Raw genomic sequence first — 19047 nt, 5'->3', positions numbered from 1 at the left:
GGATGAAGCGGCTGAAAACTCAAACCACGGCAGGCAGGCCATGACAGGCTCCGTAAATATTCTTTATTTTGCCGCCCTGCGTGAGCAATTGGGGCGTGAAAGCCAGCGGGTTACGCTGCCATCCAATACTATGCCTGTTGCGGCGTTGGTGCAGGAGTTGCGCCAGCATGATGCAAAGCTGGATGAGGTGTTTGCCGCCACACCGCGCATTCGTGTTGCCATCAACCAAAAGTTGGGTGGGTTTGATACCTGTGTGCAAGCTGGTGATGAGCTTGCGTTTTTCCCTCCCATGACAGGCGGCTGATACGCATGTCTGTTCGTGTTTTGGTGCAGCAGGCAGCTTTTGATACAGGGGCTGAAACCGCGCGCCTTTCCAGCCTTTCTGAACAAGTTGGCGGTATGGGCCTGTTTATAGGGCAGGTGCGTGGCGGAGATGGTTTGCTGAGCCTGACGCTGGAACATTATCCGGGCATGACAGAAACAATCCTTAACCAGCTTGCGCAGGAAGCCATGCAGCGCTTCAATCTGCTTGGATGTACGCTCATACACAGGGTTGGCAGGTTAGAAGTGGGTGCGCCTATTGTGCTGGTGGGCACTGCTGCAGCACATCGGGCTGCGGCACTTTCGGCCACATCGTTCTTGATCGATCGGCTTAAAACCGGCGCGCCGTTCTGGAAAAAAGAAGAATTCGCCAACGGCCATACGGCATGGGTGGATGCGCGGGAAGAAGATGAACACGCTGCAGCTGCATGGATGCACACAGCGCCTTCATCTTCCTGATCTTACGGTTTTTCAGGATAATACTTTGTAAATGGCATCTGTTAGTTTGCGTAAATCCTGTTTTTCAATGGTAAACGCAGGTGTTAGGTAAACAATATTGCGGAAGGGGCGTATCCATACGCCCTCGGCAATAAAACGCTGCCGCAATGCATCCGGGTTATTGATCTTTTCCAGTTCCACAACGCCAATAGCTCCAAGTGTGCGTACATCCTTTACGCCGGGCAGGGTGCGGCAGGGTTCCAGCGCCTCAGTCAGAAACGTGTTGATATCTTTTACTTGCTGAAGGCGGGGCTCGGTTTCAAACAGATCAAGCGAGGCATTGGCGCAGGCGCAAGCCAGCGGGTTGGCCATAAAGGTTGGCCCGTGCATCAGCGCGTGTTCGGGGTTATCAGAAAGGAAAGCCTCGAACACATGCCGCCGCGCTACTGTAGCGGCAAGAGCCATGGTGCCGCCTGTAAGCGCTTTGGAAAGCGTGATAATATCGGGCACAATACCAGCCTGTTCGCAGGCAAACATGGTGCCGGTGCGACCAAAGCCGGTAAAGATTTCATCTAAAATCAGCAGCACATCGTGGTCATCCGCAGCTTTGCGCAAAGTGCGCAGTGTTTGCGGGGCATGAAACAGCATGCCGCCAGCACCCTGAACCAAAGGCTCGGTTATAATGGCGGCAAGTTCGTGCGCATGTTTGGCCAGCAGATTTAGAAATACAGCGGTGCTGGCTTCATCGACTGGCAGCGGAGAGATCACGTGCTCCATCAGGGCAGAACCGTACAGATGGTGCATGCCTTCTTCCGGGTCACAAACAGACATCGTGGCCAGTGTGTCCCCATGATAGCCACCACGGAAGGCCAGCATCTTGGTGCGTTTGGTCTGCCCTTTGTTCAGGCGGTACTGAATGGCCATTTTCATGGCCACTTCTACGGAAACCGAGCCTGAATCCGTAAAAAACACTCGTTCCAGATCTCCCGGCAACATGGCGCATAATCTGCTGGCCAGCCGCAAAGCGGGTTCGTGCACCATGCCGCCAAACATCACGTGTGGCATGGTTTCCATCTGCTGGCATATAGCCTGGCGAATATGAGGGTGATTATAGCCGTGGCAGGCTGTCCACCACGCGGCCACGCCATCTACCAGTTCCCGGCCATCGGTTAGGGTAATGCGTGTGTTGTGCGTGCGTACGGCGGCAAGTGGCGCCGGGGCTGTTTTCATCTGGCTATAAGGTAGCCAGATATGGGGCAGGCCCTGCGTGTACCATTCCGGCATGGAAGATAGAGATGAGCCGGAAGCTTCTGTCATGGAATGTTCCCTGTAGATGATTGACCCGCCCTTCAGGCTGCGGCACCACATGTTACATGACGCGGTTTGATAATCTTTTCCAGAAGGGGCTGGCAGATCTGTCTGCTCAGGGGCGTTTGCGCACCTGTCAGCAATGGCAATATGCCGGGGGGGCGCTGCTCAAACGTTCAGATGGCGTTGTGGTCACAGATTTTTCGTCCAACGATTATCTGGGCCTGCGTATGCATCCCTTGTTGCGTGAGCGCGCGTGTTCTTGGGCACAGGCAGAAGGCAGCGGCAGCGGTGCCTCCCGGTTGGTAACGGGCACATCCTCGCAGGCTTGTATGCTGGAAAAACGTGTGGCGCGGCTAAAGCACATGCAGACGGCACGTTTGTTTTCTTCCGGCTGGCAGGCCAATGCCTCCCTAGTGCCAGCTTTGGCACGGCTTTCTGTGCAGATATGTGGGGCACCTGCCATTGTTCTGACGGATAAGCTTATCCATGCCAGCCTGTATCATGGTTGTGCAGCGGCTGGTATACGCCCGATTCGGTTCCGCCATAATGATGTGGCGCATCTTGAAAGCCTGCTTCAGAAAACCGAAGGCACCGGCCTACGTATTGTGCTGACAGAAAGCGTGTTCAGCATGGATGGCGATGTGGCGGATATTGCTGCGCTGCATGAGGTCACCCAAAAATATGACGCTCTGCTATGTGTGGATGAAGCCCACGCAACCGGCATATTGGGGCCAGAAGGTGCCGGGTTGGTAAATGGGCTAGCCGATGTGGTGATAGGCACCTTCAGCAAGGCCTTGGGCAGTATGGGGGCATTTATTGCTGCCTCCGAAGGGCTATGCAGATGGCTCGATAACGCAGCTTCTGGCTTTATCTATTCTACAGCGCCTTCTCCTTTGGTGTTGGGGGCTGTTGATGCCGCACTTGATTTGCTGCCGCAAATGGATGCCCAGCGCGCGCATGTTGCCGCACTTGCCGCCAGCTTTCGCCAGAAAATGCACGATGCGGGGCAGGATACAGGGCCATCCAGCACTCAGATTGTGCCCATTCTGGTAGGGCAGGAGCCACAGGCGCGCACTCTGGCGCAGAAGATGTTAGAGGCTGGTTTTCTGGCCGTGGCTATTCGTCCCCCCACGGTGCCACCAGGCGGCTGCCGTTTGCGGGTGGTTTTTCATGCCAACCATACATGGGCGCAAATGGAAGCGCTGGCTGATACGTTCATACATGCAAGCAAAGGTTTGGCGTAATGGCGCGGCTCTTACCTGTGTTTGTACACGGCTGGGCATTTGGGCCGGAGTTCTGGCAGCCCGTGCTTGCGCAACTGAACTGGGCAGATGCAGTAACGTTGGACCTCGGTTTTTTAAAGCCAGAGGCGAGCGGTGTTACAAAAGCGATTACGCTGGATGATATATGCCAAAAACAGCAGCCCATATTGGGGATTGGCCATTCCCTCGGGTTTATGTGGCTGATGATGCAACGTAGGCAGGGCGTTTTGCCAGCAGGGAGCCAGTTTGCAGGTATCAACACGTTTGCCTGTTTTGCCAGCCGAGAAGGTTTTTCTGAAGGTGTGGCGCCACGTATTGTGCAACGCATGATACGCGGCTTGGGGCGAGAACCTGCTGCGGTGGTAAATGATTTCCGCCAGCGCTGTGGAACATCGCCTGTTTCTGCCACACGCTGCCAGCCAGAAGAACTGGCGCATGGGCTGGATATTCTGCGCACAGAAGATGTGCGGGCAGATTTGCCATATGGCTCATTAGATGTGTTGGCAGGGCTGCAGGATGACATTGCCTCACCCAGTATGACTAAAGCCTCTTTTCCTGCTCCTGCACATATAAAATGGGTGGAAAACGGAGGGCATTTGTTGCCTCAAACGCACCCGGTCGAATGTGCCCGCTTTTTGGAAACGCTGCGCAACAGGATGGAACAACAGCCATGAAAACACCCACCCGCGCTGTGCGTATTTGCCAAAGTTTTGATGCCGCCGAAAAGTATGATCAAGCTGCCACGGTGCAACGTGTGGCAGCGCGTGAACTGTTCCAGCGCATACACACCAGCATGGATGGCAAAAAGCCCCTGCGTATTTTGGAAATTGGTTGCGGCACTGGGTTGCTAACCGAACATCTGCGCGCTTGCTGGCCTGATGCAGATATTCTGGCAACGGATTTTGCGCCAAATATGCTGGCGCGCGCACAAAGCCGGTTAGGGGAAAGTGTTTCCTACCATCAGATGGACGCGACCACGCCAGATGTGAACGGCCCATTTGATCTGATTTGCGGCAATCTGATTATGCAATGGTTGCCAGAACCCGCAAAGGTTTTGCGCACTCTTGCAGAGCTTCTGGCTTCGGGTGGTGTGCTTGCGGTTTCTACGTTGCTGGATGGCACTTTTGCTGAATGGCAGCAGGCCTGTGAGCAAGAAGGACAACAGGCGGCAACTCCGGTTTACCCAGAATTAGCCGCTGTACAAAGTTGGTGCCCGCCTGCGTTTTCTGGTGGTTGGGCAGAGCAGGATATTGTGCAGGCTTTTGCTGATGGGCTGGATTTTGTAAGGCATCTGAAGGCTACAGGTGCATCTGTCCCGCGCGATGGCGCTGTGCCGTTATCTTCTACATATTTGCGCCGCGTTGCTTTGCGGTTTCAGCAAACAGGATGCGCCATTACATGGCGTGTTGGATATGCCTGTTTCCGTAAGCCACCACGTAAAGGCGTATTTGTAACGGGCACCGATACTGGCATTGGCAAAACACTGGTTTCCGCCTGTTTGGTGCGGCGCTGGCAGGGGGCTTATTGGAAGCCCTTGCAAAGCGGTTTGGCGGATGAGGAAGGGGATACCCCTACAGTTAAGCACCTTGCCGGAGATCCGCCTTGCTTCACACCCGCTGGGGCTTTTCTTGCGCCCCTTTCTCCCGATGCTGCAGCGTGTGCAGAGGGTGTGCAGGTTGATCCCGCCCAACTGGCGCTGCCACAAGGTGAAGCAGATAAGCCGCTGGTTGTAGAAGGCGCAGGCGGCCTGATGGTGCCTGCAACGCCAGACCTGATGATGATTGATCTGGCCCAACGCTGGGGCTTGCCCGTAGTGCTGGTGGCGCGGAGTGGGCTTGGCACGCTTAACCATACTTTGTTGAGCTTGGAAGCTTTGCGTGCCCGGCACATTGCCGTGGCTGGTGTGGTGCTAAGTGGCCCACTGAATGCAGAAAACCGTGAGACAATCGCGCAAAAAGGCAGGGTGCGTATTCTGGCAGAAGTGCCGTTTTGTGCGGAAATTACACCAGATGTGGTGTCTGAACTGGCAAAGCTTTTCCCGCAATGGGAAGACATTTATCCATAATAGAAAAACAGATACCTGCAGGGTAAGTTTTGCCCCGCAGGTATTTGACTTAATATTGACGGATCAACCCAGCCAAGCAGCCCTGAATACGCAGCTTTTCAGCCGGAACAATACGGGTTTCGTAGCTGGAATTGGCAGGTTCTAGCGCAATCATGTTGCCCTTGCGGCGCAGGCGTTTGAGCGTAACTTCATGCTCATCAATCAGCGCCACCACAATCTGCCCATTTTCGGCTTGATCTGTGCGGCGGATAATGACGTTGTCACCATCCAGAATGCCAGCATCCACCATGGAATCTCCGGCTACTTCCAACGCGTAGTAATCACCGCTGCCCAGCATTTCGGCAGGAACCGTGAGCGCATGGGAGGTATCAGGCACGGCTTCTATGGGTAGGCCTGCGGCAATGCGCCCATAAAGCGGGATTCGTACTGTTTCGGCTTTGGGGCGCGTAAAGCTGGCACGCACCACGTTGGGTGGCAGTTCCTGCATTTCTGGCAGTTGAATAACTTCCAGCGCCCGCGCCCGATGGTGATGACGGCGCAAGAACCCGCGTTCTTCCAGCCCGGAAATAAGCCGGTGAATGCCAGATTTGGAGCGCAGGCCCATAGCCTCACGCATTTCATCAAAGGAAGGTGAGAAACCTGTTTGTTTGAGGTGCGAATCAATAAAAAGCAGGAGTTTGTGCTGTTTGCGCGTCAGCATATCGCACCTCAAAAAGCGGCTGTCGTAATGAAAAGAAAATCTTGCGATTGTTCTACATAAGTTCTCTTTTTATGTCAAGGGAGCGATCAGGGCAGGCGGATTATCTGGCAGGGTGTGCCTGCTTTTTGTGCCGGAGCAAAGGGGGCACGCATTACCAAAACCTGGCTTTGCTTGAGAATGTTCAGCTGTGCTGAATCCTGCCGGGAAAAAGGCGTGGCCACAGGTACAGCGCCTTGCGGGGAGGGCGCAAGTGTTGCGCGTAAAAAATCCTGCCGGGCATCGTTTTCTTTCACATCACAGCCCAGAATGGCGGGTTCTGTCTGGAGCTCATCGCCAACGGGTAGCCCCATAAGAGCGTGCAGGGCAGGTGTTACAAACACAATGGAGCACACCATGGCGGCCACGGGGTTACCGGGCAGGCCAATAATGGGCGTATTACCCAGCCGACCAGACATAAGCGGTTTGCCGGGGCGCATGGCAATTTTCCAGAAATCCTGCTTTAGCCCGATTTCGGCCAGAGCAGGGCGTACCAGATCGTAATCTCCCACGCTTGCACCACCAATGCTCACCAGCATATCCAGCGTGGCAGCTTGGCGGAACTGGGTTGTCAGGCTTTCCATATTGTCGCGCGCAATGGGGAGCATAATGGTTTCTGCGCCCTGCTGTTGCAGGAGGGCAGCCACCATGAAGGTGGCGGAATTGAAAATGCCATCCGCCGGGGCGGGGTCTCCGGGCAGGATAATTTCATCACCCGTGGCCAGAATACCTACGCGTGGGCGGCGCGAAACCGTAAGCCACACATGCCCGCTCGCAGCGGCCAGCCCGATATCTCGTGGGCCGAGTCTGCGCCCAGCTGGCAACAACTCATCGTTTTTCTGAAAATCCTGCCCCTGCTGGCGAATATACTGCCCTTGGCGTGCCGGGGCCGTCAGCTTGGCGTGATCACCTTCACGCTGCACGTTTTCCTGAATGATAATGGCATCTGCGCCAGCGGGAATTTGCGCGCCGGTAAACAGCCGCACACATTCCCCCTTCTGCACTGTAAGAGTGCATGGGTGGCCTGCGGGGGCTTCGCCCACAATGCGCAAAACCGCGCCTTCCAGCGCATCTTCCGCTTTTGCGGCATATCCATCCATTGCAGAAACAGAAACCGGTGGGTTGGCCGTGCGAGCATGAATGGGCTGGGCCAGCACGCGGCCACATGCCTGCGAAAGCGGCACAATTTCCTGCCCGCATGTTTTTAGGTTTTCAAGAATTCGGGCGCGCGCAACAGCCACATCCAGCATAAAAATTCCTCCTTTTTTGGCCTGTTGCACCGCTTTGATGCAAGAATACTTGACCTTTTGCACTTGTATGCGCATTTTGCCGGCACTTGAACACCGTCGGTGCCGTTTATGCGGCTCCGTACATCATGCTCTGCTGAGGAAGTCATGGCCAAGACCAACGTTATCAAGATCCGTCTCGTCTCCACGGCGGACACCGGTTACTTCTACGTGACCAAGAAAAATGCTCGTGCGCACACCGGTAAAATGGAACTGAAGAAGTACGACCCGGTTGCTCGTAAGCACGTCGTGTTCCGCGAAGCCAAGATCAAATAATCTGCATTCTTCGGAATGTGGATACGAAAAAACGGCGCTTTCGGGCGCCGTTTTTTTTATGCCTGATTGTGCCGGAAGAATACGTTATCCGGCACAGATATTAAGGGGAGGCGCTTAAAACAGCGGGTCTCGCCTATCGTAGGGTACAACAATATCATTCCGGTCTGCCATGTTCAGCATGGCGCGGGCGCGTTCATCCAGAATATCTGTATCCAGAGATTGTTCACGCAGGCCGTTTACGCGGCGGTGCCATGCGGCCTGCTCGGCAATGGCATCCTGTTTGGATTGTTTGGCCTGTTCCAGCAGCCCCAATTGCTGCTTGTAAGCCTGAATACCGTGATCACCCTGCGTTGCGTTCCAGCCAAAATAGCCTGCAATGCCAAGAAAAACCAAAGGAGGCACAACCGCCCGCACTGTGCGACGAATGAAACGACCGATCTGCACTCTGGCGCTGCCTTTTTTCTGGTTCTGTGCAGTTTAGCCTGCACCTCTGGGTCTGTCTTTCTGTCTAAACCATGAAGTGTGGCAGCGCCAAGGCATGAGCGCATGAAAAAAGCCGCCTCCGGGTAGGAGAGCGGCTTTTTTGCAACCTGTTGCGCCAAAATCGCTGTGGTTTATGCGGTTTTTAAAATGGTGCGGCCTGCATAGCGTGCAGCAGTTGCCAGTTCCTGCTCAATACGGATGAGCTGGTTGTATTTGGCTGTCCGATCGGAACGGGAAAGGGAGCCGGTTTTGATCTGCCCACAGTTTGTGGCCACAGCCAGATCAGCAATGGTGGAATCTTCTGTTTCACCAGAGCGATGGCTCATCACGGCGGTGTAGCCCGCGCGATGCGCCATTTCCACAGCCTGAAGTGTTTCTGTCAGCGTGCCAATCTGGTTGACCTTCACCAGCAGGGAGTTGGCAACACCAGCCTGAATGCCGCGGCGCAGGCGTTCCGGGTTGGTTACAAACAGATCATCCCCAACCAGCTGGATTTTTTTGCCCAGTTCCTGCGTCAGCAGGGCCCAGCCTTCCCAGTCATCTTCAGCCATGCCGTCTTCGATGGAAACAATCGGGTAACGGCTTACAAGGTCAGACAGGTAAGACACCATGCCAGCGGAATCGAATACCTTGCCTTCGCCCTTCAGGTTGTATTTGCCGTCCTTGAAGAACTCGGTGCTGGCGCAATCCAGCGCAAAGGTCACGTCTTCACCCGGGCGGTAGCCTGCGGCTTCCACGGCACGGGTGATAAAGCCCAGTGCTTCATCGGCAGATTTAAGGGCAGGGGCAAAGCCGCCTTCATCCCCAACATTGGTGTTGTAGCCAGCAGCGCTCAGGGCCTTTTTCAGCTGGGCAAAAATTTCCGAACCCCAGCGGATGGCATCGGCCACAGTAGGCGCACCCACCGGCTGCACCATGAATTCCTGAATATCAATGGGGTTATCTGCATGTTCACCACCGTTGACAATGTTCATCATCGGCACGGGCAGAACATGGGCAAACACGCCACCAATGTAGCGGTAGAGCGGCACATGCAGTTCGGCTGCCGTGGCTTTGGCAATGGCGAGGGACACACCCAGAATGGCGTTGGCACCCATGCGGCTTTTGTTGGGTGTGCCATCCAGATCAATCATGGCGTTGTCGATATCGATCTGATCTGCCGATTCGGCACCCTGTAGCGTGGGCAGAATTTCGTTTTCAATGTTCTCAACAGCTTTGAGAACACCCTTGCCACCAAACCGCTTGGGGTCACCATCGCGCAGTTCTACGGCTTCATGCGCACCGGTTGAGGCACCAGAAGGAACAGCCGCACGCCCTCTGGCGCCGGATGCCAGCTCCACATCTACTTCAACCGTTGGGTTGCCGCGGCTGTCCAGAATTTCACGTGCGATAATGTCAACAATGGCACTCATTGGTGTTTCCGTTCCTTTATTGTCTGGCCTCTGGCGGCAGAAGCCGGTGTTATTTTTTTTGGTTCCGGGCGGAACACGGTGGGCAGGGTAAACCTGCCTACGGTTGCTAGTGGCCGCCTGTTGGGCTTTTCTGTCAACCATATTGGGTATGAAATTATCAGGTAAGGGCCTGCTGCACGTTCATGAAAAAACTTCCATTTCTGGCTGTGGTGCTTATGGCAGCAGGGCTCTTGCCCTTTGTTGCCTGCACATGCGGCATTGTGTTTTTCGATTCCGGCGTGCCTGTGCCCAATCTGCTGATGGCGTTGGTGATTTACGGGGCAGTAAGCCTGTCTTTTATCGGGGCCGTGCATTGGGGGCTGGCGCTGGAGCTTGATCGCGCCATTCTGACAAGCGGGGCAGACAGGGCCGATAATCTGCGTTTGGTTTTGGGTGTGGTGCCCGCTTTTGCCGGGTGGATTGCAGCTTACCTGGCCTATGCGTGGGTGCCGCTTGCCGGGGTGATTATTCTGGCAGCGCTTTTTCCGCTGGTGGCATTGGCTGAACGTGGCGCATGGCAGCGTGGCTGGTTGCCGCCCGGCTATATGGGCATGCGCTGGATTGCCACGGCGGTAACGGAATGTTGCCTGCTCATGGTGCTGCTTGTGCGGGCATTCTAAACACTAAAGCGGCATAACCCCTTGCAGAAGCAGGGTTTGAGGCGTGTTATAACGCCCAGATGCAGCAGCACAGCGCCAGTAACGGAGGCAAGGTAGAAAGTATGAACGGCAAACCGCGCATTCTGGTAAAAGGGGCCGGTGTGGCGGGTATGACAGCCGCCGTAGCATTGGCTGAACGGGGAGGCGATGTCACCCTGTATGAAAGCGGAGGCCGCGTGGGGGCCGGGGCTTCATGGATGGCAGGTGGCATGCTTGCCCCGTGGTGCGAGGCCGAATCTGCGCCAGAGGAAGTCACCGCCCAATCTATCGATTCGGTAGAGTGGTGGGCCGAGCATGTGCCCGATGTTACGCGTGAAGGTAGCCTTGTGCTGGCACCTGCGCGAGATGTGGGGGAAATTGCCCGCTTTGGCCGTCGCACATCGCATTTTCAGACGGTAGGCACAGTAGAAATCACTCAGCTTGAGCCGGATCTGGCAGGCCGTTTCCATAAAGGGCTGTTCTTTCCCGATGAAGGGCATGTGGACCCGCGCAAGGCCTTGAAAGCCCTTCTGGCACGGTTGGAACAACTGGGTGGCCACGCCGAGTTTGGTGAAACCTGCCCGGATGAAGCCACGTTTGATTGGGTGGTGGAATGCACCGGCCTTGCTGCGCGTGAAAAGCTGGACAATCTGCGTGGCGTGCGGGGTGAAATGCTGCTGCTGCGCTGCCCGGATGTTACCTTGCATCGGCCTGTGCGTATGCTGCACCCGCGCATACCGGTTTACATTGTGCCAAGGGCTGACCATGTGTTCATGGTCGGGGCCACAATGATTGAAAGCGAAAATGCTGGCGGCATGACGGTGCGTTCCATGATGGAACTTCTGAACGCGGCATGGACCCTGCACCCCGGTTTTGCCGAGGCGGAAATTCTGGAAATGGGCACAGGTTTACGTCCGTCTTACCCAGATAACATGCCCCGCGTGGTGCAGGATGGAAAACGCATTTATATCAACGGTATGTACCGGCACGGTTTTCTGCTTTCTCCCGCTCGGGCGCGGGAGGCGGCAGACTTGATATTTGGCCCACAGGCCTAAGGAGCAACGCCCGATGAAAGTTGTGGTTAACGATACAGCGCACGAGGTTTCTGCCAAAACACTGGCGGCCCTGATAGATGAGCTTGGCTATAGCGGTGCACGTATTGCTACTGCGCTGAATGGTCGGTTTGTGCCCAAGGCAACGCGCAATGAAACGCCGCTGGAAGAAGGGGCGCAAATTGAAATTGTTGCCCCCATGCAAGGGGGCTGAGGGCATGGCTGTTTCATTTTATGGGCAGGATGTTGTTTCGCCACTCATGCTGGGTACGGCCCAGTATCCATCCCCCGAGATTTTGCGCGATGCCGTGCTGGCTGCTCAGCCGGGTGTTGTAACTGTTTCCCTCCGCCGCGAATCTGCGGGGGAGCGGGCCGGGCAGGCGTTCTGGTCTCTCATTCAGGAGCTCAAGGTGCCGGTGCTGCCAAATACGGCGGGTTGCCACACGGTTAAGGAAGCCGTCACCACTGCGCACATGGCGCGGGAAGTGTTCGGCACGGATTGGGTGAAGCTGGAAGTGATTGGGGAGCTGGATACGCTCCAGCCAGATGTATTCGGGCTTGTAGAGGCGGCGCGTATTCTTACCGAAGATGGCTTCAAGGTATTCCCCTACACCACGGAAGATTTGGTGGTGGCGGAAAAACTTCTGGCCGTGGGGTGCGAGGTGCTGATGCCATGGGGTGCGCCTATTGGTTCTGGCAAGGGTTTGAACAACGTGTTCGGCCTGCGGGCCATGCGGGCGCATTTTCCCGGTGTGCCATTGGTGGTGGATGCCGGTATTGGTGTGCCCTCCCACGCCGCGCAGGCTCTGGAGTTAGGTTATGATGCGGTGCTGATAAACACCGCCGTGGCCAAGGCAGGAGACCCCGTAAATATGGCCCGTGCGTTTCGTCTGGCTGTAGAGGCCGGGGAGCTGGCCCGTATTGCAGACCCAATGGAAGAGCGCGATATGGCTGTTCCTTCTACTCCCGTTGCAGGAAAGGCCATGCTGGCATGACAGCTCTGCCCCAAAAGATTTATCCCGTTGTTGATAGCGCCACATGGGTGGACAGGCTGGGCGGTGCAGGTGCACGCTTTATTCAGCTCCGCCTGAAGGACATGGAAGAAGACGCCCTGCGCGCAGAAATTCGCCAAGGCCATGCCTATGCCAAACAGCACGGCGTATGCCTTGTGTTGAACGATTACTGGCAGATCGCGCTAGATGAAGGCATAGATTACATTCATCTGGGGCAGGAAGATCTGGATACGGCAGATCTGGCCGCCATTCGCAAAGGCGGTATCCGCCTTGGCATTAGCACCCATTGCCATGAAGAGCTGGATCGCGCTCTAAGCTGCAATCCGGATTACGTGGCCCTTGGCCCTATATGGGAAACCAAGCTGAAAAAAATGGCGTTCGGGCCCCAAGGCCCACTGAAGCTGACAGAATGGCGCAAGCTGATTGGCAACCTGCCACTGGTTGCCATTGGCGGCATTACGCTGGAACGCGCCTGGGCGTGCATTGAGGCCGGGGCCGATAGTGTTTCTGCCGTATCTGCCTTTATTCGCCAACCAGACCCGGAAGGGCAGGTTAAGGCGTGGCTGGCAGCCGTAGAAGGCTAAAGCTGCAACCGTTTAGCCGCCGCTGAAAATGCGCGCGGCGTCGGTTTTGTTAAATAACGTCAGCAAAATGCGGGCTGCTACCGGCAGGTTCTTTTCTGGCGCGCTGGAGGGTGGGCCATCGGGGAGAATCTCCGTGGCTTCATCATGTGCTGTGTCTAACAGCATATCCACCAGCATTTCCGGCGCCATGCGGTAATCGGGCAGGCCAGATTGGCGACGGCCCGTTGCCTCACCTCCGCCACGGAGGCGAAAATCTTCATCCGCAATTAAAAAGCCGTCTTCCGTTTCCTTCAGGCAGGAAAGCCTGCGGCGTGCCGTTAGGCCCAAGCCTTCATCATGCAGCATAAGGCAGAAGGAGGCATCCGCCCCACGCCCCACACGGCCACGGAGCTGATGCAACTGCGCCAGCCCAAAGCGTTCTGCATGTTCTATCACCATAATTGTGGCGGAGGGCACATCTACGCCCACTTCAATTACGGTGGTGGCCACCAGCATGCGGGTTTTACCTTTGGCAAAGGCTTGCAGCACGTCCTCACGCACATTGGCATCCTGCTGCCCATGTGCCAGCCCGATTTTATCTCCAAACCGCTCAACCAAAGCCGCATGCCGGGCCTCGGCTGCTGCCAGATCCATGGCTTCGCTTTCAGAAACCAGCGGGCACACCCAAAAAATCTGCGCACCTTTGTCCAGCGCGCGGCCAATGCCTGCCAGCACATCTTCAAAATTGCCAAGGCTGTGCAGGGATGTGCGCACAGGCTTACGGCCAGCCGGTTTGCCTTCCAGCCGGCTGATCTGCATTTCACCAAAGCGGGTAAGCAGCAGCGTGCGGGGGATGGGGGTTGCCGTCATCACCAGCATATCGGCATCACGGCCTTTTTCCACCAATGCCAGACGTTGGTCGACCCCAAAGCGATGTTGCTCATCAATTACGGCCAGCCCCAGATCAGCAAATTTTACGCCGTCCTGCACAAGCGCATGGGTGCCTACCACCAGCTTGGCGGTGCCATCGGCAATATCCTGCAACGTTTGTTTGCGCGCCTTGCCTTTGACAGAGCTGGATAAAAACGCCACCGGCACGGGGGAAAGCCGGCGGAACGTAGCTGCGTGCTGGCGGGCTAGTATTTCAGTTGGGGCCATAAGGGCGGCTTGAGTGCCAGCTTCTACCGCACGCAGCATGGCCATAAGGGCCACAAGCGTTTTGCCTGCGCCTACATCGCCCTGCAAAAGGCGGCTCATGCAGTGCGGGGTGGCCATATCGGCTTCAATTTCACGCAGCACATGTTTTTGGCCGTAGGTCAGCTCATGCCCAAAGCTGGCGAGGGCCTGCTTTTGCAAGTGGCCATCACCATTCAGGCTACGGCCGGGCCGGGCGCGGGATGCCTGCTGGGCAATGCGCATGGCCAGTTGGTCTGCCAGCAGTTCATCGCATGCCAAACGTGCCTGTGCACGTGTGCGGTTTCCATGCCACGCATCCCCCTGTGCGCTATCGGGAATGGTGTCCGGAAAGTGCATCCAGTTCAGGGCCGTGGCAAAATCCGGCCAGTTTTTTTGTTTGATAAGGGCCTTGTCATGCCATTCGGGCAGGTTGGGCGGCAAAAGGCGGAGGGCGGCTGCCATGGCCATACGCACCTGCCCGGTAAACAGCCCAGCCGTAAGGGGCCAAACGGGGTCTAGCAGCGGAATGCGCTCTATCTGGTTTGCGGGCACCAGATAATCGGGGGATGTGATGGTCAGCTTATCGCCAAAGCGTTCTACCTTGCCGGAAAGGGCAATGCTTTCTCCCTTCACAACCTGTTTGGCCTGCCAGGGGGAAAAGAAGGCGACTTCCAGCACACCCGTGGCATCATCAATCATTACCCGCCACGGTTGGCGGGTGCGCGGTGCGGGGCTGCGAATATCCTGCACCACGCCTGTAACGGTTGCGATTGTATCGGGCCTGAGTTGCGCCAGTGTGGGGCGCAGCCTGCGGTCTGTAATGCTTTCGGGCAGGCAGAACAGCAGGTCCATTACCCTGCGTCCGCCTGCAATGCGGCCCAACAGCTTGGCGCGTGCGGTGCTGACGCCAGGCAGGCTTTCAAGCGGGGCCAGTAATGGGGCTAGGGCAGAATTGCCATCTTGCCCAGGAACCGAAGAGGATGTGAAGGAAAGGGGACTGGACACAAGCGATACACAAGCCTCTGTTTGGCAGGCTGACAGACAGGTTTAGCAACGGTATAGGATACCAGCGCCATGCAAGACAATTTTACAGCTTCTTCTCCCTCATCTTCCTCCAGCGCATCTGGCGTGGCGGAAGATAATCTGGCTGCCCGCAGGCGGCGGCTGAAGTTCCGTGCCAACCATCGGGGCACGTTTGAAACAGATATTCTGATTGGCGGCTTTGTAGAAGCCAATGCAGATACCATGACGGCAGAAGAACTGACGGACATGGAAAACATTCTGGAAATGCCAGATCCGGAGCTGACAGATTGGCTGTTTGGCCGCCTGCCATTGCCGGAAGAGAAAGCCACCCCCATGTTACGCCGTATGGTGGAAGATAGCCGTATCAGGCGCGGCGGTTAATAAAAACCCTTCAGGCTCTGGCACAGGTATGCTGGCAGCTTGCGGGGTTTACGTATTTAAGAACAGGCGGATACCGGGATGACAGCACAGACAGGCGCACAAAAGCGGATAGCAACCGTATGGGGCGTGCCAGAAGGGTATGATGCCCTTTTGCTGGCACGTCGTGCGCGGGATCATAAAGGCCCGGTGCTGCATATTGCGCGCAATGATGCCGCCATGGCCCGCCTGAATGATATGCTGGCCTTTGTGGCGCCTGATGTGGATGTATTGCGCTTTCCCGCATGGGATTGCCTGCCGTATGACAGGGTTTCTCCCAACCCTGCCATTGTGGCCGAGCGTGTTTCCACCCTTACGCGCCTGCTGGAACCCGCAAAAGGCCGCCCACGGCTTGTGCTGGCTACGGTTAACGCCGTGGTGCAGCGTGTGGCCCCGCGCAAAACGTTTGATGGGCAATCACTTTCCATCCGCACGGGGGAAAGTCTGGATCAGGGCTTTCTGATCGAGCTGCTGATTGCCAATGGTTACACCCGTACGGATACGGTGATGGAAGCCGGGGAATTTGCAACCCGCGGCGGTATTTTTGATCTGTACCCCGCCGGTGCAGGTGAACCCCTGCGGCTTGATCTGTTTGGGGATGAGGTTGAAAACATCCGTGCGTTTGATCCCGGTTCCCAACGCTCTACGGCCAAGCGCGATGGGCTGACACTTTGCCCCGTTTCTGAATTCTCGCTGGACAAGGAAAGCATTTCACGCTTCCGCACCAGCTGGCGTGATGCCTTTGGCCCTGCTGCCACGTCTGATCCGCTTTATGAGCATATTTCAGATGGGCGCAGGCATCCGGGTATCGAACACTGGCTGCCCTTGTTCCATGATCACTTGGAAACGTTGTTTGATTACCTGCCAGATGTTGCTGTTTCGCTGGAACATCAGGCTGAAGATGTGCTGAAATCCCGGTTGGAAATGATAGAAGATCACTATCAGGCCCGCCGTCAGCCTGTGCGGGAAGGGGAAATACCCTACCGCCCGCTGCCTCCGCATCTGCTCTATCTGGATGAAAAAGGATGGGATGCCTGCCTGTCCCGCGTGCCTGTGGTGGCGTTTAGCCCCTATGCGCAGCCCGATGGTGCCGGAGGGGTGGATGTAGGTGGCCGCCCCGGTAAGATGTTCTCCAAAATTGTGCCCGGTGCCCAGCGTGAGCAGGTGTTTACGCTATTGGGGGATCAGGTAAAGGAATGGGCGCAGGTAAAGCGCCGCGCCTTTGTGGCTGCATGGACCAAAGGTTCGCGCGAGCGCATTGCCACATTGCTGCGTGAACATGGTGTACCCACTCAGACATATGAAACATGGGAACAGGCCCATAAAGCCAAGCCCGGCCCGGTGGGTTTGCTTACCCTTGGTCTGGAACGCGGCTTTGTTGCAGATGATCTGGCATTTGTTTCCGAACAGGATCTGCTGGGTGAACGTATTGGCCGCCCACCGCGCCGCCGCCGCCGTGCAGATGAACTGATTGCCGAAGCCAGCGAACTTTCTGCTGGTGATCTGGTGGTGCATCAGGATTACGGAATAGGCCGTTATGATGGGCTGGAAACCGTAAGCGTAGGCGTGGCCCCGCATGATTGCCTGCGCCTGCTGTATGATGGCGGACAGAAACTTTACCTGCCGGTAGAAAATATTGAACTATTGAGCCGCTTCGGGTCAGACCAGGCAGGGGTTGCGCTGGATAAGCTGGGCGGCACGGCATGGCAGAACCGTAAATCGCAAATGAAAAAGCGCATCCGCGATATGGCGGGTGAGCTTATTAGAACTGCAGCAATGCGTGCCCTAAAGGAAGCGCCAGAACTGGTTCCGCCGGAGGGGCAGTGGGATGAGTTCTGTGCCCGCTTCCCATTTGTGGAAACGGATGATCAGGCACGCGCCATTGCCGATGTGCTGGAGGATATGTCCTCCGGCCGGCCAATGGATCGTCTGGTGTGTGGTGATGTGGGCTTTGGTAAAACTGAGGTAGCCTTACGCGCGGCCTTTGTGGCGGCTATGTCAGGCGGGCAGGTGGCTGTTGTGGTGCCTACTACGCTTCTGGCCCGGCAGCATTACCGTACCTTCGCTGCGCGGTTTGAGGGCTTTCCCATCAAGGTGGCGCAGCTTTCCCGTATGGTAACGGGTAAGGAAGCCACAGCAGTGCGCAAGGGCATTGCAGATGGTAGCGTAAACATTGTTATCGGCACGCACGCACTGCTGGCCAAAACGGTTCAGTTTGCCTCACTCGAATTGCTGATTATTGATGAAGAACAGCATTTTGGCGTGTCTCATAAGGAAAAGCTGAAAGCCCTGCGCGAAGATGTGCATGTGCTCACACTTTCCGCCACACCATTGCCCCGTACGCTCCAGCTTTCGCTTTCCGGCGTGCGTGAAATGAGCCTGATTGCCACCCCACCAACAGACAGGTTGGCAGTGCGCACCTTCATCATGCCGTTTGATAGCGTGGTGATAAGGGAAGCCATCCAGCGTGAACGCTTCCGTGGTGGGCAGATTTTCTGTGTGGCCCCGCGTATTGAGGATCTGGACAGGCTGGCTGAACGGCTGACCGCCATTGTGCCCGATGCCCGGCTGATACAGGCGCATGGTCGCCTTTCCGCCACCGAGCTGGAACGGGTGATGACCGAGTTTTCAGACGGCAAATACGATATTCTGCTCTCCACCAATATTGTGGAAAGCGGGCTGGATATGCCTGCGGTGAATACGCTTATTATCCATAGGGCAGATATGTTCGGCCTTGGGCAGCTTTATCAGCTGCGCGGGCGCGTGGGACGTGGCAAGCAGCGAGGCTACGCTTACCTGACATGGCCACAAACACATGTGCTTTCAGCTTCCGCAGAAAAGCGGCTGGAAGTGATGCAAACGCTGGATACGCTGGGCGCTGGCTTTACGCTGGCCTCGCACGATCTGGATTTGCGTGGTGCGGGTAATCTGCTGGGTGATCAGCAATCTGGCCATGTGCGCGAAGTGGGGATCGAACTTTACCAGCAGATGCTGGAAGATGCCGTGGCCGACCTTCGCTCAGATAAAAATCGCCGTGCCGCAGAGGATCGGGACTGGACGCCCAACATTGTTATGGGCCTGCCGGTGTTGATCCCGGATGAGTATGTGACAGATCTGCCCGTAAGGCTTGGGTTATACCGCCGTATCAGTGCACTGGCATCTGATGCGGAATTGGAAGCCATGGAAGCCGAGCTGATAGACCGCTTTGGCGCCCTGCCGCCGGAGGTTAAGAACCTTCTGGATATTGTGGAGCTTAAGCGCCTGTGCCGTCAGGCCGGGGTAGAGCGTGTTGAGGCTGGCCCCAAGGGCATGGTACTGCAATTCCGCAATAATACCTTCCGCAACCCGGCCGGGTTGGTGCAATGGATGGGTAAATGGAAGGATGGCACAGTGCGCCTCCGGCCAGACCACAAAATGGCAGTTGTGCGCGAACTCACCAACGTGCAGCGCATAGATCTGGCCCGGCGCGTACTGAAGGATCTGGCCAGTATGTGCGAGAAAGTGATGGAAATGGCCTGACAAGGCCCAGATGGCCG

General features: G+C 56.3%; 19 protein-coding genes. 13 read left to right on the top strand and 6 right to left on the bottom strand.

All coding sequences use genetic code 11. The features are described 5' to 3' along the window. The first annotated feature begins 40 nt into the window (after positions 1-40). Positions 41-304 carry a molybdopterin converting factor subunit 1 gene (gene moaD / locus ABNV41_RS05920; protein ID WP_050819663.1) on the top strand — a complete coding sequence of 88 codons (264 nt, stop codon included), beginning with the start codon at positions 41-43 and terminating at the stop codon, positions 302-304. Positions 305-309: 5 nt separating this feature from the next. Then, complete coding sequence (locus ABNV41_RS05915; RefSeq protein WP_050819664.1) at positions 310-780, top strand: molybdenum cofactor biosynthesis protein MoaE; 471 nt, start codon at positions 310-312, stop codon at positions 778-780. Positions 781-792: 12 nt separating this feature from the next. Here ABNV41_RS05915 and ABNV41_RS05910 read toward each other — a convergent pair whose 3' ends face one another. Next, positions 793-2076 (bottom strand): adenosylmethionine--8-amino-7-oxononanoate transaminase, encoded by a 1284-nt coding sequence (locus ABNV41_RS05910; protein ID WP_050819665.1) that lies wholly within the window; start codon positions 2074-2076, stop codon positions 793-795. Positions 2077-2132: 56 nt separating this feature from the next. On the opposite strand from ABNV41_RS05910, the gene ABNV41_RS05905 reads away from it, so the two are divergent. The 3 genes from ABNV41_RS05905 to bioD are packed head-to-tail and all read left to right on the top strand — an operon-like array spanning position 2133 to position 5397. Then, positions 2133-3314 (top strand): 8-amino-7-oxononanoate synthase, encoded by a 1182-nt coding sequence (locus ABNV41_RS05905; protein WP_050819666.1) that lies wholly within the window; start codon positions 2133-2135, stop codon positions 3312-3314. After that, entirely contained in the window at positions 3314-4006 is a 693-nt protein-coding gene (locus ABNV41_RS05900) for an alpha/beta fold hydrolase (protein ID WP_050819667.1), read from the top strand. The genes ABNV41_RS05905 and ABNV41_RS05900 overlap by 1 nt, the downstream gene beginning before the upstream one ends. Further along, positions 4003-5397, top strand: a complete 1395-nt coding sequence (gene bioD, locus ABNV41_RS05895) for a dethiobiotin synthase (protein WP_050819668.1) — start codon at positions 4003-4005, stop codon at positions 5395-5397. Before ABNV41_RS05900 ends, bioD begins: the two co-directional genes overlap by 4 nt. A gap of 49 nt (positions 5398-5446) precedes the next feature. Here bioD and lexA read toward each other — a convergent pair whose 3' ends face one another. Together lexA and ABNV41_RS05885 are read right to left on the bottom strand one after the other, a co-directional pair. Further along, complete coding sequence (lexA, locus tag ABNV41_RS05890; protein ID WP_050819669.1) at positions 5447-6097, bottom strand: transcriptional repressor LexA; 651 nt, start codon at positions 6095-6097, stop codon at positions 5447-5449. An 86-nt stretch (positions 6098-6183) separates the two neighbouring features. Continuing rightward, positions 6184-7458 (bottom strand): molybdopterin molybdotransferase MoeA, encoded by a 1275-nt coding sequence (locus tag ABNV41_RS05885; RefSeq protein WP_080986782.1) that lies wholly within the window; start codon positions 7456-7458, stop codon positions 6184-6186. 69 nt (positions 7459-7527) lie between these two features. Here ABNV41_RS05885 and rpmG point away from each other — a divergent pair, with 69 nt between their 5' ends. Beyond that, complete coding sequence (gene rpmG, locus ABNV41_RS05880; protein ID WP_003623017.1) at positions 7528-7695, top strand: 50S ribosomal protein L33; 168 nt, start codon at positions 7528-7530, stop codon at positions 7693-7695. A 114-nt stretch (positions 7696-7809) separates the two neighbouring features. On the opposite strand, the gene ABNV41_RS05875 is transcribed toward rpmG, so the two are convergent. Beyond that, positions 7810-8139, bottom strand: a complete 330-nt coding sequence (locus ABNV41_RS05875; protein ID WP_006115173.1) for a septum formation initiator family protein — start codon at positions 8137-8139, stop codon at positions 7810-7812. 170 nt (positions 8140-8309) lie between these two features. Beyond that, positions 8310-9590, bottom strand: coding sequence for a phosphopyruvate hydratase (gene eno, locus ABNV41_RS05870; protein WP_050820385.1), 1281 nt, complete (start codon positions 9588-9590; stop codon positions 8310-8312). Positions 9591-9772: 182 nt separating this feature from the next. Between eno and ABNV41_RS05865 the strand changes: the two genes are divergently transcribed. The 5 genes from ABNV41_RS05865 to ABNV41_RS05845 all read left to right on the top strand — a co-directional run bounded on the left by ABNV41_RS05865 (position 9773) and on the right by ABNV41_RS05845 (position 12916). After that, the gene (locus ABNV41_RS05865; protein ID WP_050819670.1) at positions 9773-10249 is read left to right on the top strand and encodes a DUF3429 domain-containing protein; all 477 of its coding nucleotides are present in this window, start codon (positions 9773-9775) and stop codon (positions 10247-10249) included. A 101-nt stretch (positions 10250-10350) separates the two neighbouring features. Next, entirely contained in the window at positions 10351-11322 is a 972-nt protein-coding gene (thiO, locus tag ABNV41_RS05860) for a glycine oxidase ThiO (protein WP_050820386.1), read from the top strand. A 13-nt stretch (positions 11323-11335) separates the two neighbouring features. Continuing rightward, complete coding sequence (gene thiS / locus ABNV41_RS05855; RefSeq protein WP_003623426.1) at positions 11336-11533, top strand: sulfur carrier protein ThiS; 198 nt, start codon at positions 11336-11338, stop codon at positions 11531-11533. A 4-nt stretch (positions 11534-11537) separates the two neighbouring features. Next, on the top strand, positions 11538-12314 hold the full coding sequence (locus ABNV41_RS05850) for a thiazole synthase (protein WP_042786617.1): 777 nt from the start codon (positions 11538-11540) through the stop codon (positions 12312-12314). Continuing rightward, complete coding sequence (locus ABNV41_RS05845; RefSeq protein WP_003623431.1) at positions 12311-12916, top strand: thiamine phosphate synthase; 606 nt, start codon at positions 12311-12313, stop codon at positions 12914-12916. Before ABNV41_RS05850 ends, ABNV41_RS05845 begins: the two co-directional genes overlap by 4 nt. A gap of 12 nt (positions 12917-12928) precedes the next feature. On the opposite strand, the gene recG is transcribed toward ABNV41_RS05845, so the two are convergent. Then, positions 12929-15076, bottom strand: coding sequence for an ATP-dependent DNA helicase RecG (recG, locus tag ABNV41_RS05840; protein WP_087651366.1), 2148 nt, complete (start codon positions 15074-15076; stop codon positions 12929-12931). Positions 15077-15145: 69 nt separating this feature from the next. Here recG and ABNV41_RS05835 point away from each other — a divergent pair, with 69 nt between their 5' ends. Next, a complete protein-coding gene (locus tag ABNV41_RS05835) occupies positions 15146-15475 on the top strand; it encodes a succinate dehydrogenase assembly factor 2 (RefSeq protein WP_003623435.1) in 330 nt (109 codons plus the stop codon). A 78-nt stretch (positions 15476-15553) separates the two neighbouring features. After that, complete coding sequence (mfd, locus tag ABNV41_RS05830; protein ID WP_349935061.1) at positions 15554-19030, top strand: transcription-repair coupling factor; 3477 nt, start codon at positions 15554-15556, stop codon at positions 19028-19030. The last annotated feature ends 17 nt before the right edge of the window (positions 19031-19047 follow it).

This window comes from Acetobacter sp. A11-2, assembly GCF_040208445.1.
GTDB lineage: Bacteria > Pseudomonadota > Alphaproteobacteria > Acetobacterales > Acetobacteraceae > Acetobacter > Acetobacter oryzoeni.
This window is presented reverse-complemented; position numbering and strand designations above follow the sequence as displayed.